15 protein-coding genes are annotated in these 16,199 nt (G+C 57.4%); 8 read left to right on the top strand and 7 right to left on the bottom strand.

The genetic code is table 11. The features are described from left to right. Nucleotides 1-23 precede the first annotated feature (23 nt). The 3 genes from BT173_RS15710 to BT173_RS15720 form a co-directional block, all read right to left on the bottom strand. Nucleotides 24-1,067 carry an ABC transporter ATP-binding protein gene (locus BT173_RS15710; protein WP_072429624.1) on the bottom strand — a complete coding sequence of 348 codons (1,044 nt, stop codon included), beginning with the start codon at nt 1,065-1,067 and terminating at the stop codon, nt 24-26. Next, nucleotides 1,064-2,728 (bottom strand): ABC transporter permease, encoded by a 1,665-nt coding sequence (locus BT173_RS15715; protein WP_245794196.1) that lies wholly within the window; start codon nt 2,726-2,728, stop codon nt 1,064-1,066. Before BT173_RS15715 ends, BT173_RS15710 begins: the two co-directional genes overlap by 4 nt. Nucleotides 2,729-2,818: 90 nt before the next feature. Beyond that, entirely contained in the window at nt 2,819-3,811 is a 993-nt protein-coding gene (locus tag BT173_RS15720) for a Fe(3+) ABC transporter substrate-binding protein (RefSeq protein WP_072429626.1), read from the bottom strand. Between the two features lie 163 nt (nt 3,812-3,974). Here BT173_RS15720 and BT173_RS15725 point away from each other — a divergent pair, with 163 nt between their 5' ends. After that, nucleotides 3,975-4,982 (top strand): recombination-associated protein RdgC, encoded by a 1,008-nt coding sequence (locus BT173_RS15725; RefSeq protein ID WP_072429627.1) that lies wholly within the window; start codon nt 3,975-3,977, stop codon nt 4,980-4,982. A gap of 122 nt (nt 4,983-5,104) precedes the next feature. Further along, entirely contained in the window at nt 5,105-6,010 is a 906-nt protein-coding gene (locus BT173_RS15730) for a hydroxymethylglutaryl-CoA lyase (RefSeq protein ID WP_072429628.1), read from the top strand. Here BT173_RS15730 and BT173_RS19685 read toward each other — a convergent pair. Together BT173_RS19685 and thpR are read right to left on the bottom strand one after the other, a co-directional pair. After that, entirely contained in the window at nt 6,007-6,174 is a 168-nt protein-coding gene (locus BT173_RS19685; protein ID WP_175545623.1) for a hypothetical protein, read from the bottom strand. The genes BT173_RS15730 and BT173_RS19685 overlap by 4 nt on opposite strands. Nucleotides 6,175-6,306: 132 nt before the next feature. Then, nucleotides 6,307-6,822, bottom strand: a complete 516-nt coding sequence (thpR, locus tag BT173_RS15735; RefSeq protein WP_072429629.1) for an RNA 2',3'-cyclic phosphodiesterase — start codon at nt 6,820-6,822, stop codon at nt 6,307-6,309. A gap of 246 nt (nt 6,823-7,068) precedes the next feature. Here thpR and rlmD point away from each other — a divergent pair, with 246 nt between their 5' ends. Genes rlmD through BT173_RS19690 form a run of 3 tightly spaced genes read left to right on the top strand, consistent with a single transcriptional unit; the run spans nt 7,069 to nt 9,848 of the window. Next, the gene (gene rlmD, locus BT173_RS15740) at nt 7,069-8,388 is read left to right on the top strand and encodes a 23S rRNA (uracil(1939)-C(5))-methyltransferase RlmD (protein WP_072429630.1); all 1,320 of its coding nucleotides are present in this window, start codon (nt 7,069-7,071) and stop codon (nt 8,386-8,388) included. Between the two features lie 24 nt (nt 8,389-8,412). After that, the gene (locus BT173_RS15745) at nt 8,413-9,654 is read left to right on the top strand and encodes a tyrosine-type recombinase/integrase (protein WP_084658717.1); all 1,242 of its coding nucleotides are present in this window, start codon (nt 8,413-8,415) and stop codon (nt 9,652-9,654) included. 56 nt (nt 9,655-9,710) lie between these two features. Next, nucleotides 9,711-9,848 carry a hypothetical protein gene (locus BT173_RS19690; RefSeq protein WP_175545625.1) on the top strand — a complete coding sequence of 46 codons (138 nt, stop codon included), beginning with the start codon at nt 9,711-9,713 and terminating at the stop codon, nt 9,846-9,848. A gap of 136 nt (nt 9,849-9,984) precedes the next feature. Here the strand turns inward: BT173_RS19690 and BT173_RS19420 are convergent, their stop codons facing one another. Together BT173_RS19420 and BT173_RS15750 are read right to left on the bottom strand one after the other, a co-directional pair. After that, nucleotides 9,985-10,581: a hypothetical protein gene (locus tag BT173_RS19420; RefSeq protein WP_139256189.1), complete on the bottom strand. Its 597-nt coding sequence runs from the start codon at nt 10,579-10,581 to the stop codon at nt 9,985-9,987. Nucleotides 10,582-10,631: 50 nt separating this feature from the next. Then, complete coding sequence (locus BT173_RS15750) at nt 10,632-11,093, bottom strand: thermonuclease family protein (RefSeq protein ID WP_072429632.1); 462 nt, start codon at nt 11,091-11,093, stop codon at nt 10,632-10,634. 309 nt (nt 11,094-11,402) lie between these two features. On the opposite strand from BT173_RS15750, the gene BT173_RS15755 reads away from it, so the two are divergent. The 3 genes from BT173_RS15755 (at nt 11,403) to BT173_RS15765 (ending at nt 16,144) form a co-directional block, all read left to right on the top strand. Next, nucleotides 11,403-11,996, top strand: coding sequence for a recombinase family protein (locus BT173_RS15755; protein WP_308417588.1), 594 nt, complete (start codon nt 11,403-11,405; stop codon nt 11,994-11,996). Nucleotides 11,997-12,003: 7 nt separating this feature from the next. Continuing rightward, nucleotides 12,004-12,960, top strand: coding sequence for a hypothetical protein (locus tag BT173_RS15760; protein ID WP_139256190.1), 957 nt, complete (start codon nt 12,004-12,006; stop codon nt 12,958-12,960). A gap of 871 nt (nt 12,961-13,831) precedes the next feature. Next, entirely contained in the window at nt 13,832-16,144 is a 2,313-nt protein-coding gene (locus BT173_RS15765; RefSeq protein ID WP_072429634.1) for an AAA family ATPase, read from the top strand. Nucleotides 16,145-16,199: the final 55 nt, after the last annotated feature.

Here is a 16,199-nt window from a genome sequence, read left to right on the forward strand (position 1 = left end):
GTGGCTTTTTGTTTGGCCTCGTCTCAGGAAAATGCGATCAGGTGATCGATTTCCAGGCGGATGCCGATCAATTCGCCAATCGCATGGTCATGGTGGCTGGGCACCAGGCTGAGCACAGTAGCGCCGGATGGCAAGGCCAGGGTGTAGAGAAACTGCGCGCCACGAAAGGCTTTCTTGACCACCCGCGCCTGCAAGGCGCTGTGATCGTCGTGCAGCACATCATCCGGGCGCAGCAGCACTTGCAGGGTCTGCCCCGGCCGACCTTCCTGAGTGGCCAGGTAAGGCCCCTGCCCCAGCTCGAAACTCAACTCTCCTGGCGCAATCACCGTGGCAGGCAGGAAAGCACCCTCGCCGACAAAGTCAGCCACAAAGCGGTCGGCCGGCTCATGGTAAAGCGCATAGGCCCTATCCCATTGGCGCAGTTGACCACCATCCATCACGCCAATCCGATCCGCCAGCGCGAAAGCCTCGTGCTGATCGTGAGTAACCAGCAGCGCCGTCATACCACGCGCCTTGAGGATATCGCGCACCTCCTGCGACAGGCGCTCGCGCAGCTCGACATCCAGATTGGAAAACGGCTCATCCAGCAGCAGCAGACGTGGCTCGGGCGCCAGCGCGCGCGCCAGCGCCACGCGCTGCTGCTGGCCGCCCGACAAGGCATGGGTGTAATCATTGGCATGCGCAGCCAAACCCACCACCTCAAGCAGTTCAGCCACCTTGGCGGCGCGCGCGCCTTTATCCAAGGCGCCCAGGCCAAAGCCCACATTACCGGCCACGGTCAGGTGCGGAAATAGCGCGTAATCCTGAAACACCATGCCGATGCCGCGCCGCTGCGGCGGCCAATGACCATCGGCACCGGCAATCACATCGCCATTCAGGCGAATACGACCGGCACGTATTGTTTCGAACCCAGCGATCGCGCGCAGGGCCGTGGTCTTGCCGCAGCCCGATGGCCCAAGCAGACAACCGATCTCGCCCGGCGCCAGGGCAAAAGACAGGTCGCGCAGCACGGTCTTGTCGCCGTAGCCGACTTCGACCTGATCGAGGTTGAGCAAGCTTGCACTCATGCTTGTTTCTCCGTATGCAGGGCCAGCAGGATGACCGGAATCAGGCCGGCCAGCACAATGGCGACGGCCGGCAGGGCCGCCATCTCCCACTGCCCCTCGCTAGTCATTTCGAATACGCGCACCGAGAGCGTGTCCCAGCCAAATGGACGGGTCATCAGCGTGATCGGCATTTCCTTCATCACATCCACGAACACCATCAAGGCCGCGGTAAACAAGCCGCCACGCAACATGGGCAGATGGATGCGGCGCAGTACCGCGCGTCGGCCCAGGCCCATCGAGGCCGCCGCCTCCTCCTGACTGGCGGTAATGCGCTGCATGGCTGACTGGGTGGGCTCGAACGCCACAGCTAGAAAGCGGGCGATATAGGCGAGCAGCATGACAGCCAGCGTGCCCTTGATCAGCTGGGTGGGCTCGCCCCAGCCCAGCGTGCGTACCGTCTCAATCAGGCGGTTATCCAGCCAGGCAATGGGAATGAACACCCCGACGGCTAGCACGGTGCCTGGCACGGCATAGCCGAGCGTGGCAAGCCGCGCCGCCAGGCGCACTCCCAGGCCGCTTTTGCGTCGCACCGCATAAGCCAGCGCCAAGGCGATCAGCACCACCAGGCCGGCCGCGCCGGCCGATAACAGGAGCGAGCGGCCAATGAAGCCAAAATAGCGCAGGTCCAGCTGCTCGGCCGCCACCGACTGCGCCCACCACAGCAGCTGCACCAAGGGAATCAGGAAGGCAAGGCCCAGCACCAGCAGGCAGGCACACACCGCCAACGCGGCGCGCCAGCCGCGCAGGCGTTCCGGGCGCATCTGGGATAGGCGCCCGGCCGAGGTGTAGCGCTTGTCGCCGCGCACATGCTGTTCGAGCAAGGCCAGCACCAGCACGGCCAGCACCAGCAAGGAAGCCAGCTGCGAAGCGGCGGTCAGATTGAACAGGCTGAACCAGGCCTTGTAGATGGCGGTGGTGAAGGTGTCGTAATTGAAGGTCGCCACTGTGCCGAAGTCAGCCAGGCACTCCATCAGCGCCAAAGTCACACCGCCCACCAACCAGGGGCGGGCCATGGGCAGGGCCACACGCCAAAAGCCCTGCCGGCGGCTCAGGCCCAGCGAGGCAGCAGCTTCAAGGGCGCGCCGCCCCTGGGTCTGGAAGGCATTGCGCGCCAACAGATAGACATAGGGGTAAAGCGCCAAGGTCAGCGTCAGGATGACGCCAGCGCGCGAACGTATCGCCGGCACCCAGCGCGAATCGCCCCAGAGCTCGCGGATCAGCGTCTGCAGGGGGCCGGTGAAGTCGTACAGACCAATTTGCACGAAAGCCAGCACATAGGCCGGCATGGCCAGCGGCAGCGCGAGCGCCCAACCAAAGTGTTTACGGCCAGGAAAGTCATAGATCGCCGTCAGCCAGGCTAGCGATACGCCCAGCAACAGGCTACCCACGCCCACACCCAACAGGAGCCACACCGTATTTAGCAGCAGATCGGGCAGCACGAAGGCCGTCAGGTGTGCCCAGATGTCGGTCTGCGGCTGCAGCAGGCTGACCAGCACCACGGCCAAGGGCAGCAAGGTGATCGCGGCAATCAGCCAGGCCAGCAGGTTTTCATCCCAATGGCGGCGAACAGCGTGGCGAACGGGCGCCATGGGCAGGGAGGTGGACTGGATTTCAGCACTCATATCGTCAAATATGGCCAACGGCCGCAAAGCGGCCGTTGACAGGGGAACAGCGATTTGCCACTAGCCCGCGGGCTGCGGCACAGGGCTAGCTTAGCGGTAACCGGCACGGTCCATCAATTTCACTGCGGCGGCCTGTAGCTCGCCCGCCTTGGCGACATTGATGTAGTCATGCTTGAAATCACCCCAGGCAGCGACCTTGGCATCCGGCTTCACCTTGGGGTTGACCGGGTATTCCATATTCACGTCGGCATAGAGATTCTGCGCCTTCTCGCTCGACAGCCATTCCAGCAGCTTGACGGCGCCCTTCTCGTTTTTGGCGTGACGGGTCACGCCAGCCCCCGAGATATTCACGTGCACGCCATTGCTCTTCTGATTCGGCCAGAACACCGCCAGTGGCAGCTTGGGTTCCTTCTCCATCAGGCGGCCGAAGTAATAGGTATTGGCGATGCCAACATCGCATTGGCCAGCGGCAATCGCCTTCAGCATCATGGTGTCGTCAGCAAACGGGTCGGTAGCCAGATTGGCCACCCAGCCACGCACGATCTGTTCGGTTTTGGCCTCGCCCAGGCGAGCGATCATGGTGCCGACCAGCGACTGGTTATAGACCTTCTTCGAGGTGCGCAGGCAGAGCTTGCCCTTCCACTTCGGGTCGGCCAGGTCCTCATAGCTGGACAGCTGGCCCGGCTTCACTGTGGTCGTGTTGTAGAACATGGTGCGAGCGCGCACCGACAGGCCGAACCATTCGCCCTTCGGGTCGCGCAGATGCGCCGGCACATTCGCTTCCAGCACGGCCGACTTGACCGGCTTGAGCAGGCCCAGTTGATCAGCCTGCCACAGATTGCCGGCATCCACGGTCAGCAGGATATCGGCCGGCGTATTGGCGCCCTCGGCCTTCAGCCGCTCCATCAGCGGGCCTTCCTTGTCGGTCACGAACTTGACCTGCACACCGGTTTCCTTGGTGTAGGCATCGAACAGCGGCTTGATCAGCGCCTCGATACGGGCCGAGTAGACAGTCACTTCTTCAGCCATGACGGGCACGGCGGCGGCAAAAGCAGCTGCAATCAACAGGGGGCGAAACTTCATGAGGTAAAGCTCCTTCAAGCCGGTAGGAAACGTAGTTCGCAATTGTAGCAATAATGAGAATGCTTATCAAAATGACCCACTTGCCTATTGCTTAGTTCCGTCCGACGTCAGGCAAGGAATGCTCTACAATCCGCGCCCAAGTCTTATCGCCGGAATTCGCATCATGTGGTTCAAGAATCTACAGCTTTATCGCATTACCGATTTGAGCAAGCTCAAGCCAGATCAACTCGAGGCCGAGCTACAGAAGCGCGCCTTCGTGCCGCTGGGCAGCAGCGATCGCATGGCCGCGGGCTGGGTGCCGCCTGCCAGCCATGCGCCCGAGGTATTTGCCTATGCGAATTCGGGCGCGATGCTGATTGCGCTGAAGACCGAGGAAAAGCTGCTGCCATCCAGTGTGGTCAAGGAGATGGCCGAGGAGCGCATTGCCGAGATCCAGGACAAGGAAGTGCGCAAGATCGGCAAGAAGGAAGCCAAGGAGATACGCGAGCGCATCGAAGAAGAGCTGATGCCACGCGCCTTCAGCCGCTCGCGCGTGCTGCGCGCGCTGATCGACTTCGAAGCCGGCTGGATCTGGGTGGACACCTCGGCCCAGGCCAAGGCGGAACTCCTGACCCAGCTGCTGCGCGAAACCCTGGGCAGCCTGCCCACCAAGCTCGTGCAAACCCAGCTCGACCCAGTGACCGCCATGACCACCTGGCTGGAGCACGAAGCCCCAGACAACTTCACCCTGGATGCCGATTGCACGCTGAAGGCGCCCGGTGATGATGGCGCCCAGGTCACCTGCCGCCGCCACGATCTGAACGCCGAAGAAGTGAAGCTGCACCTGAAGAGTGGCAAGCTGGTTACCCAGCTGGCACTGAGTTGGGCCGACCGCTTGTCCTTCGTGCTGAACGACAAGTTGCAGATCAAACGCCTGGCTTTCCTGGATCTGATCGAAGACCAGATCAAGGAATCGGACGCCGAAGATGCGGCCGCCATGTATGACACCAATCTGACCCTGCTGGTGCAGGAAGGTCGTCAGCTGGTGAATGCGGTGATCGAGGCGCTCGGTGGCGAGCTAGGCGAAAGTGCCGCCACCCCGCTGCTTGCCAGCGCCCCGGCCCCAGCGCCGGCAGCCAAGGCCGATGCCCCTGCCAGTAAGGATGCCGGCACGGTCGACGTGCCCTGGTAAGCAGTGCAAGCCGGCTCAGGCCGGCTTTTCTGCATCGAATGAGTGACGTTTACGTTAGCGGAATAGCAATCCGACGCGCTATGCTGGATGGCCGTCGATAAACCCAGCCAGGAGACCCGCGCATGCCCATGCCCCAACGCGTCAAGATCGTCGAAGTCGGCCCACGCGACGGCCTGCAGAACGAGAAGACACCGATTCCCACCGCAGCCAAGCTGGCCTTCATCGATCAATTGGCTGATGCCGGCCTGCAGGTGATCGAGGCCACCGCGTTTGTGTCGCCCAAATGGGTGCCGCAGATGGCCGACCATAGCGAGATCATGCAGGGTCTGCAGCGTCGCCCCGGTGTGCGTTACCCGGTGCTGGTGCCCAATATGCAAGGCTATCTGGCCGCCAAGGCGGCCGGCACGGATGAGATTGCCGTGTTCGCTGCGGCCTCGGAAGCGTTTTCGCAGAAGAACATCAACTGCAGCATCGCCGAGAGCCTGGCTCGCTTCGAGCCGGTGCTGGCAGCCGCCAAGGCCGATGGTATTGCGGTGCGCGGTTATGTGTCCTGCGTGCTCGGTTGCCCCTATCAGGGTGAAGTACCGGTGACGGACGTGGTGCGCGTTGCCAAGGCGCTGCACGATATGGGCTGCTACGAAATTTCGCTGGGCGACACGATAGGCGTGGGCACGCCAGCCAAGGCGCGCGCCATGGTGACGGCGGTGGCCGAGGTGATACCGGTTAGCCAGCTGGCCGCGCATTTCCACGACACCTGGGGACAGGCCCTGGCGAACATCTACGCGGTGTTGGAACTAGGTGTGGCCACCTTCGACAGCTCGGCAGCGGGCCTCGGCGGCTGCCCCTACGCAAAGGGAGCGAGCGGCAATGTGGCGACCGAGGATGTGGTGTATCTGCTGAACGGACTCGGTATCGAGACCGGGGTGGACTTGGAAAAACTGGCCGCGGCTGGCCGCTTTATCAGCGGCCAACTGGGCAAGGTTGCCGCATCCAAGGCCGCAGCGGCCCTGGCTGCGCGGCTGGCTTAAGGCGTGGGCGCGCGGCGCTGTTCGCTGGCGCGCGCCTCATCCACGGTTAACAGGCGCAACTGCACGGCGGGAGAGTTGAACTCGGTCGAGCTCGGCTCGATTTGCTTGGCCGGCAGTTCGCTCGGCTCAGCGTGGCCAGAGGCCATATCGAAGACGGTGATCATCTTGCTTCCTTCCTGCGCACATGGCGCATGCTGATCAATCGGCTTGCAAGCTGAATATCGGTATTTTCTGAATAAACTTCAATAGGCAACCCGCCTTGACGGGACAAAACGTCGGCTCACGGCGACAGTCGGTTAGGCAAAGCGCGCCAGCTCACGGTATTGCACGCCTTGCGGACCGGGCTGCGATGCAAATAGGCAAAATTCACGCACCATCCAAATCAGCTGCGCGGGCGCAGGCCAAGCAGCAGGTCGGCGCGCGCGGCGTATCAAGGTGATATGTGGGCGAAACGCTTTGCGATCAAAGCGAAAGCCGTGCTCATCCAACAGATCGCGCAGGCCCACTGCCAGCGCCATCAGCGCATCACATGGCTGTCTGGGTGCCAGCCATGCAATACCCGGCAGCCAGAAGCCCCATTCACCCAGCGCCAGGCGGAGCGTCGGTACTGGTAACTCCGCCAGGGCCGCCTGCAGCTCGGCCATGCGCTCGACCGGCACCGGGCCGAGGAAAGCCAGCGTCAGGTGCAGATGATCGGGCGGCGTACACCGCCCGCCTGTATGCGGTTGCAGCCGGGCCACCAGATCAGCCAGCTGCGCACGCAGTGCTGGGGTGATAAGGCGAGGAAAAGCCGTGTATCCGTCATCACGCACTCCGGCCAGGAAGACGATTCGACAGACGGTCAGGGCTCAGCTTGCAATCAAATGCCCGGCCGCTATAACCAGATTCAGCCCGCGTAGCGCCCTGCGCTCACGGGTCCCATCTCCCTCGAAGGCGGACTAGCGCCGCCTGACTTACAGGCCGACACCTCACCGTGCCGGCCTCGTTTTTTGCATTTTCCCACATAGTCTCAAGCGCTTATAATCGCCGGCTTTTCTCGCTTCCCGCTAGTAGCCGCCATGACCGAACCGCGCCGTAATCCCATTGCCACCGTTGAATCGCTTGATTACGAAGGGCATGGCGTCGCCCATGTGGACGGCAAGACGATTTTCCTCGATGGCGCCCTGCCCTTCGAGACCGTCGAATACTCGAGCTACCGCAAGAAGCCAACCTTCGAAAACGCACAGGTCACCGCCGTGCTGACCGAGAGTTTTATGCGCACCAAGCCCAAGTGCGTGCACTTTGGCGTGTGTGGTGGTTGCTCGCTCCAGCATGCCGAGGCCGGCGCCCAGGTGGCGGCCAAGCAACGCGTGATGGAGGAAAACCTCGCGCGCATAGGGGAAGTGAAGCCGGAAACCCTGCTCACGCCCATCTATGGCCCGACCTGGGGCTACCGCCACCGCGCGCGCCTGTCGGCCCGCTTTGTGGCCAAGAAGGGCACGGTGCTGGTCGGCTTTCATGAAAAGCGTTCGAGCTTTATCGCCGATATGCGCTCCTGCGAGATCCTGCCAAAGAAGATTTCCGATCTTCTAGTGCCTTTGCGCGAGCTGGTCATGCAACTAAGCATCCGCGAGCGCATGCCGCAGATCGAGCTGGCGCTCGGTGAGCATGTCGATGTGCTGGTGCTGCGCATCATGGACCCGATTTCGCCCGCCGATGAGGAGCTGCTGAAGGCCTTCGCCGACCAGCACACCGTGCAGTTCTGGCTGCAGCCGAAGGGCCCGGACACCGCTTACCCCTTCTACCCGCTCGACGCGCCGCAGCTCAGCTACAGCCTGCCAGAGTTCGGCATTGTCATGCCCTACAAGCCGACCGAATTCACCCAGGTCAACCCACATATCAACCGTGTGCTGGTGGGCCGCGCAATTCGCCTGCTCGATCCACAACCCGGCGAGCGGATTGCCGACCTGTTCTGCGGCCTGGGCAACTTCACCCTGCCGATCGCACGGCGTGGTGCGACCGTGGTCGGCATCGAGGGCAGCCAGCAGCTGGTGGAGCGCGCCATCGAGAACGCGGGCAAGAATGGCCTGGCCGATAAGACCGAATTCTCGGTCGCCAATCTGTTCGAGATGACCCCGGAAATCATGGCCGACCTCGGTCATTTCGACCGCATGCTGATCGACCCGCCGCGCGATGGCGCGATGGAAGTTTGCAAATCGATCGACCCCGAGCATGGCCCCAAGCGCATCGTCTATGTGAGCTGCAACCCGGCAACGCTGGCGCGCGACGCGAATGTGCTGGTCAATGTGAAGGGCTACAAGATGAAGACGGCTGGCGTGGTGAATATGTTTCCGCACACCGGCCATGTGGAATCGATGGCCTGGTTCGAGAAGGAATAAAATTCAATGAGTTAGCCACCTCTCATGGCTCACCAGCTTTCAATCATGACCGTGAAAACTGGTGAATTTCCGAACGCAATATGCACCAGGAATGCACCAATGAGAATGAAGCTAACCGAAGCCGCGGTTCGTCGCTTACCCACGCCTATTGCAGGCTCGCGATACGAAGTTACTGACCTGGCAATGCCCGGTCTCACCGTACGGGTCGGCGCCCGAACCAAAGCGTTTTACTACCGCAGTGGTGCTGGGGGAAAAACCAGAACCGTCAGAATTGGCGGGAGCCCTAGCACCACGCTTGAACAAGCCAGAGCTGCGGTCATTCAGCTTCAAGCGGGAAATCAACCCGCATCAATTCACACCAAGCAGGACGGCCCCAAGCGAGCGGGACATGGCGTCCCTACGCTGTCCGAGGCGTTTTCTGAGTATTGTCGGCTGCGCAAGCTCCGCGACAGCACCCTAGCCACCTACCGGAAGCAGTTCCGGCTCTATCTCCCTTCCCTTGCAGCACGCCCGGTCACTCACATCACTGCGGATGATGTCCTGGCCATCTACAAGGGCCTGCTGGTCGAGAAGAGCGCAGCCAAGGCCAACGGCGTCCTTGGGCTCCTCAAAGCGGTCTTGAAGTTCATCTCAGCGGTTCACAAGTTACCGGTCACAGACATAAGCAGCATGATTAAGGCGACAGGCGTCAAAGAACCGACACCAGCTCGCCGACGCCTGATTCGGGAAGAACAGGCGGCAAAGTGGTACCAAGGGATTTGCGCAATGCCCCCACACTATCGCGCGCCCATTTTGACCGCAGCCCTAACCGGCCTACGCATTTCGGAAATTACGGGACTCAAATGGGCTGACGTTGACTTCACTGAGGGCCTTCTGACGGTCCGCAAGACCAAGAACGGGCGGGACCATACGCTGCCATTTGGTAACTTCCTAGGTGCCCTTCTGAGGGAGTGGCGGGCTACTGAAACGCAGTATCCGAACGACTGCGTGTTTCATCCGAGGGCTGACCGTTTTTTCTGGCTAACCAAGCAACGAATCGGCATTGACTTCTCACCGCATGACCTGCGGAGGACCTTCGCCACTCAGGCAACTCGTCTGGATATCAATGCATTTGTACTGAAAGCGCTGCTGAACCACCAATCACGGTCTGACGTCACCCAGTCTAGCTACGTCCACCTTGAACCCAGTGACCTACGCAAAGCGATGATGCAAATCGAACATAACCTCCTTTCCCTGTGGGGGGGCGTTTCAGGCACGGCTGCTTAATGCGGATTATCTTGCCAGCAGTTGACATAGGATATTGCTGAGCTTGGGGGCAGCAGATGACCAGCAAGAAAGCCGGTATTGAAGGCAATCAAGGACAGAAGCTGACCCACTTAGGCCGCATGTTCATGGTCTTTGATGAGTTGCTGGATTTGAGAAGTCAGGGATGTGTTGTCGTTGATTACTTGTTGAACTAGATTCATAAAGAAAATACCCACGGTGGTTAATCGTGGGTATTTAGATGTCGATTATTCTATATTTCAAATATATGACACACTAAAGCCAAGCCAGATGAAGTATCTATCAAATTAGACAGAAAACAAATTTTTCCGTCTAACTTGAACCAATTTTTTTAAGCTTAGAGTTATAGGGGTCCGTTTTATATTTCAATCTGAATTCCGAATCACGCTCCCGCTTAGTAAATGCATACTCTATTGCATGAGCACTAAGCTCATCCTCTGACATGTATGCCGCCACCCCCCTATCCGCCCATTTAATCACGGGTCTCATTTCATCATCGTAATATTTCTCGTATTTCTTACCAAATTTCGAAATCAATTTTTTAACATTAACCCCCTCATCTGGCATCCATCGCACCCATTGCACTTCAAGAGCTTCTTCATCTTCAGCATTAGCTGCATGATTGAAGATGGCAATACTGGGAGAATCAGGATTTTTTTCAGCGAGTTCACGAAACATAGGTCTGGAGTCTTCATACTTAATGACTATGGCACCAGAAATTCCGACGCCTCTCATAACCATTAAGGCATCTTTCTCTGTCGCCCAAGCAGGTTCCAACCTTTCCAACTCAGCATTAGGGTATTTTTTCAGTATATCGCCATACTTATCAAGAGGTCTTATTTTTCCAAAAATTTCAGCATTAGCCAATGCCGACAACAACAAAAATAAAAAGAACCAAATTACTTTCACAGCGCCCTTTCAAATATTAAATGAAACTATGAACCCACGACTAAATCTAGTCACCTTTCACCCTTGCGCCACTTGCTAGGTTCAATCGGGTTTTTATCGACCCATAAACCCACCTTCCCAGTCCTAGCAACATCTTCAGCGTCAAAGTATGACTGGTCGTGTGCGTACTTGTCATAGACCCATGCCATTCCTCGCTTCACTTGAAGAAGATTCACGTCAGTTGACCCATCCATAACCGTGGCGACGGTTCTTCCATATCGGTCAGTCGTCTCCACCTTTAAGGTGACGTTCTTGTTGAATGAAAGGTCTGATAACGATTCTTTCGAACGTTGACCGATTGGCTGTGCCTTCTCAGGTGCGTCTATCTGTGCGAGACGTACCTTGATTTGCTCATTGGAGCCGGTTAGGCAGGTCAACGTGTCCCCATCGGTCACACCTACCACCCGGCAACTGATGTCATCCGCATGGGCCGCTAACACGGCAAAGCCAATGGCTAGTAGTTGGATGCGCAAGGTGATGGACTGGGTTGATTGATGGGCCGCGGAAGATGCCGCTTGGTGATGGCCGGGTCAACTACTTGCCGTTGCATGTATACGACTGTTCGGCGTGAACATCTGGTATCGCACCAGTCGATGCGAGTTCCCCATCATGCGGTTGAGTAACCCCGGCGTATCTCTAGTACGCCGCTCTGGCCCACGCGTCACAAAGTGAATCCTTTTTGACACCTGTTCGGCGAGTGTCAAAAAGATAGCCTTACATTTTTCTGACACCCACCTTATAATTGACACCACTTTCTGACACAGGTGGTGATGATGTCTCGAATGTTTGCATATGCTCGCGTCTCTACTGCCGAGCAAACCAACTCAAACCAGCGCCAAGAGATTGAGGCAGCCGGTTACGCCATCGCACCACAGCGATTCATCGAAGAGCACATCAGCGGCAGTGTCCAAGCTGGTCAACGCCCGGCATTTGCGAAGCTGCTCGACCGCCTTGAAAGTGGCGACTTGTTGGTCGTCACCAAAATTGACCGGATTGGTCGGGACAGCATTGATGTTCAACAGACCATTTCACAGCTCAAGGAGCGGGGCGTCCGGCTGGTCGTTCTGCAACTGGGCAATCTCGACTTGACCAGCCCAATGGGTGAACTGGTTTTGAAGGTCATGGCCGCATTTGCCGACTTTGAACGTGAGCTCATCGTTGAACGCACGTTGGCAGGTCAGGCTCGGGCGCGAGCCGAAGGTAAGCATATGGGCCGGCCCTCAAAAACCACCCAGGAAGCACGCGATGACATTCTGGCTAGGCTGCTAGCCGGAGAGTCCGTCAGTGCCCTGGCAAAGCACTACAAGGTCAGCAGAGGCACCATTATCAACATCCGCGAGCAGCAACGCCCTACGGTTGCTACTCAGCCCCTCTAGAACAATCATGCCCATCGATTACGCAGCATTCAGATACGAAGCCGTCTTTGACTTCATCGAGCTAGACATACAACTCCATCGAGCCAGCAATCACCAGACCGTCAGTAAGGCATTGGGGGCATCGTATGTGATACCACTGGACCCACACTCAGGTGGTCCTCTTATCAAGAACGAAGCCGGTCATTACCCCAACGGAGGAAGCACGAATCGATTCGGCGTCCGCATTCAAGACCCCGCAAGTCAGCGCGATGTGCAGGCGCGTCTTCGTCCGCTCGAGGAAAGTCACGGCATCGCTCATCCGGTGGGCATCCGGGTGCTTGAAGTAGCATTCGATGCCTATGCTCCGCCAGACGCACAGCACTCACTGGTAGACATGGCATTCCACTTCAACCGAGGTCTTGCACCGCGAGTCAGCAATGACCTTGAGTTCAACTTCTTTACCGCAATCAGGAAAAAGGTAGGGAACGATGGGGTGGCTGACCTACGTTTTCCAATGGAGCGCTTCGAAACTGAACGACAAGTAAAGCAGCTGCTTCAGCAGGGTCGAACCATCAAAATTGGCGAAAACGGCAGTGGTCACACACAACGCATCTACGTTAAAACCAGCGACACAGCCCCCGACCTCTCCGATGGGCGAGTACCCCTCCCAGCGTCCCAGCACCGTGCTCGATTCGAAAATACGTTCAGTGGCAGCAAGCTACCCTTCACCCTGCTCGACGACATGGTAAGTGACTCATTTGTGGAGAAGTTATCGCCCTTCTTTGCTTGGCGACTCGTACCGCAAGAGTCACCGCTCACGCTCCGTCAGCTAACGATTGGGGCTCGTGAGCTACGCCCTCGGATATCCAATGGCAGGGTAAAGGGAACCAGAGAGTTCAGTCGGAACACAAGGGCTGACGATGCGCTGAATCGGAGGGCATACGACGCGCTGCGGGCGCTGTCGAAGAGGTGGCGGCTTGGCTAATCACCTGGAAGCAGCCGGGCGTTCTGCCCGGTTTTTCCGGAAAGCACACACACCATCAGCACTCATAACTTATTGACTATCAAGAGTGTCGTCACCGAATCCGTGTGTAAAACCAAGGCAACTCTAAGAACTATATTGTTACCCTCTCCACAGTTGAACCCTCTCTCCCCTACTGTGAACACTCAGGAAGCAGGAACCCTTAGGCATTCCATAAACAACCTTATGGGATGCTTACTCTCTCTACGTACCCTGCCAGTGTTCCTTGCCTGTGTGGTTCAGCTTGTTGCTGCTGACGGTGAGGGTGAAGAAGATTGTCTTTTCTCCTACGTTTCCGGCCAGACAGTTTCAGCAGTAGTTGGCGGAGGTAAGACAAACAACCCAATTCCTCTACGTTTTCGGGAAAGGCTGAATCAGAGTGGGAAGGAATCATGGGGGTTCGTTCCATTAAGTAAGCACCCACAGCCAAGCGCCATGCCTTTGACCATTTAGCACCCCTACAACGCTTTAAAAGCACCACTCAGCAACTACCCACCTTCATGTGAGACAACGCGTCTTCCAAGAGCATTTCTGGGAAAAGCAGGGCTGGTCTGCAATCGATATAACGGCACCACTTCCCTACTCGTCTAGCAGCCAGATAGTGAGCTTCGCCGATATGTCAGCTACCGGCCAGAAGCGGGCTTAGCAAACGGCGCCTTTCAAGTCGGCCATTCTGATGAGGATGAAACCGCGGAGGAAATCCGAGACGCTCTTTGACCGGCTGCGACTTGTTCGTTAGCACATCGTTACTTCTGGCATATTGTGATGTCAGTGAAGTGGTCGGAACAGGCCACTCCTGACATCATCCAGATTCAGTCGGGAGGAACAAAGAACCATGCTCGAAAAAGTCATCTGCATCGACAATGTCGGCGTCCTTAAGAAAGGCTTGCAAAAGTCCGTAGACCTCCAAAAGCTCGCACTTATCTATGCCGACAATGCCCGTGGCAAATCGACTTTATCGTCCTTGCTTCTGGCATGCTCGGGTGCGAACGTCCAAGATGTCGTCAGCCGCAAAACAGTTGGTGCAACTACGGCGCAGAAAGTCGTTCTGCGCTTCAATGCACCAGGCGGAGCATTCAACTCAGAGTTCGATGGCGTAGCATGGACAGGGGCCAAGCCGAATCTGCATGTCTTCAACCACGCCTTTGTCGAGCGCAATGTCTTCGCAAGCACAGGTGTATTGCCAGAGCAGCGTGAAGCGCTGTTGACTTTAGCGCTAGGTGATGCGGCTGTCGCTGAGCGAGCCAAGTTTGAGCAACAAGCTGCATTGCAAAAAGAATGTGCAAGCAAAGTAACCGCAGCCGAAGGTGCCCTTGTCGGATTTCGTGGCAACCATACGGTCGACCAGTTCATCGCATTGACACCACTTGAAGATGTTGACCAGCAGCTCGCGGATATCGATAAGCAAATTGGCGAAGCACGTGCCGTCGACCAGATTGCAAACCGCCCAGAGTTCAAGACAGTCGCGGTCCCCACATTCGACTTTGGTGGGCTTACAGAGGTCGTTGCAAGTTCATTTGAGAGTTTGGCCATCAAGGCTGAGGAATTAGCCAAAGCTCACTTCGCGAAGCACAACGGCCAAAGCACCGAGCATTGGGTGGCTGAAGGGTTGAAGCACGAACCCGACCAAGAGTGCCCTTTCTGTGGTCAGAGTACGAGAGACCTGGACCTGCTTAAGGCGTATAAGGCGTACTTTGACAACTCCTACTCCGACCACCTGAATCGAATCTCCGGCCTCCGAGCAGGCGTGCTCAATTGCCTTGAGGATAGGCAGTTGGCTTCTTGGGAAGTCAATTCCGAATTCAACCAAGGTCTGCGCAGTGTGTGGGTAGAGAGCCTCGGAATCAAAGATGTTCCCACCCTCGACGTTGCCAAAGCGGCAGAGGTGCTGAAAGCGGTCAAGGCAGAGTTGCTAATTCTGGTGGAGGCAAAGGAACGTAATCCTCTAGCCGCATTGGACCCCTCACCTTTCTCACATGCCCTGGCTGAGCTCAATGCAGTCGTTTGCATGGCGCAGAACTACAACGCTGAAATAACGAAGCTCAACGTGGAAGCTGCTGCCTACAAGGCAAAATTCGCTAAGTCCGATGTAGCCGCCTTGACCACCAAACGTGGTCAGTTGGTGATTCGCCAGAGTCGCTATGACGCTAAGACCATTTCCCTAATCGATGCGGTCAAGAGCACACGTGCTGCCTACAAGACAGCAGAGACGGCCAAGGATACAGCTCGTGCAGCGCTAGACACGCTTATGGCCGAAACACTGGCAAAATTTCAGCTGGCTATCAACGATTGGTTGGTTAAGTTTGCAGCCCCCTTCCAGATTGACCAACTCGCCCCGACATACAAGGGTGGTGGGTTGCGCTCCGAGTACGTCTTGAAGGTTCGCGGCGCGACGGTAAACGTTGGCCCAGGGGGTGGCGGAGAGCTTTCCTTTCATTCGGCCTTGAGCGAGGGCGACAAACGAACCCTGGCCTTTGCGTTCTTTCTTGCCAAACTGTTCGCGGACCCGAACAAGGCCAACGCTGCCGTGGTTTTGGATGACGTTTTCACTAGCCTGGACAAGCATCGCAGGCACAACACCATTGATGCTGTACTTAAGATGGTAGCTGAGTGCGCACAGGTCATTTGTCTAGGGCATGACGCACACTTCCTTCGCGAGCTGAAGAAACGAGTAAGCAAGAAAAAGCTTGGCACGGCCGTGGAACTGGCGTTGCATCGCGACGCCCATGATTACAGTTTTCTAGGCGACTTCGACTTGGACGAATACTGCTCCTCGGATTACTACAAGCACTACGTTATGGTCGAGCGGTTTGTGAATGCCGAACCGTGCGGTAACCTGCTGGAGGTCGCGAAATCATTGCGGCTTCTTGTTGAAGGGCACTTACATCGATGTTTTCCGAAGAAGTTCAAGGAAGGGCAGACGGTTGGCGACATGCTGGACCTTGTCAAGAATGCAACTGCACCGAACTCTCTGGTAAGGCTACAGCCGCTTCTTGCCGAGCTTGTGAGTTTCAACGACTTTGCCGCAGCGTTTCACCATGACACGTCAGGCGGATACCCGCGTATCGAAGTGAACGAAGCTGAGTTACTTACCTTCGCGAAAGGAGCACTTGGCTTCATACAGATTCGTAACTTCAAGCTGCACTAATAAGTTGTTATGAGAGTCTGCTTCGAGTAGTGCAGAGGTGCTTTCTCGAAGTTCC

The sequence above is a fragment of the Chitinimonas taiwanensis DSM 18899 genome (assembly GCF_900119825.1).
Classification (GTDB): Bacteria; Pseudomonadota; Gammaproteobacteria; order Burkholderiales; family Chitinimonadaceae; genus Chitinimonas; species Chitinimonas taiwanensis.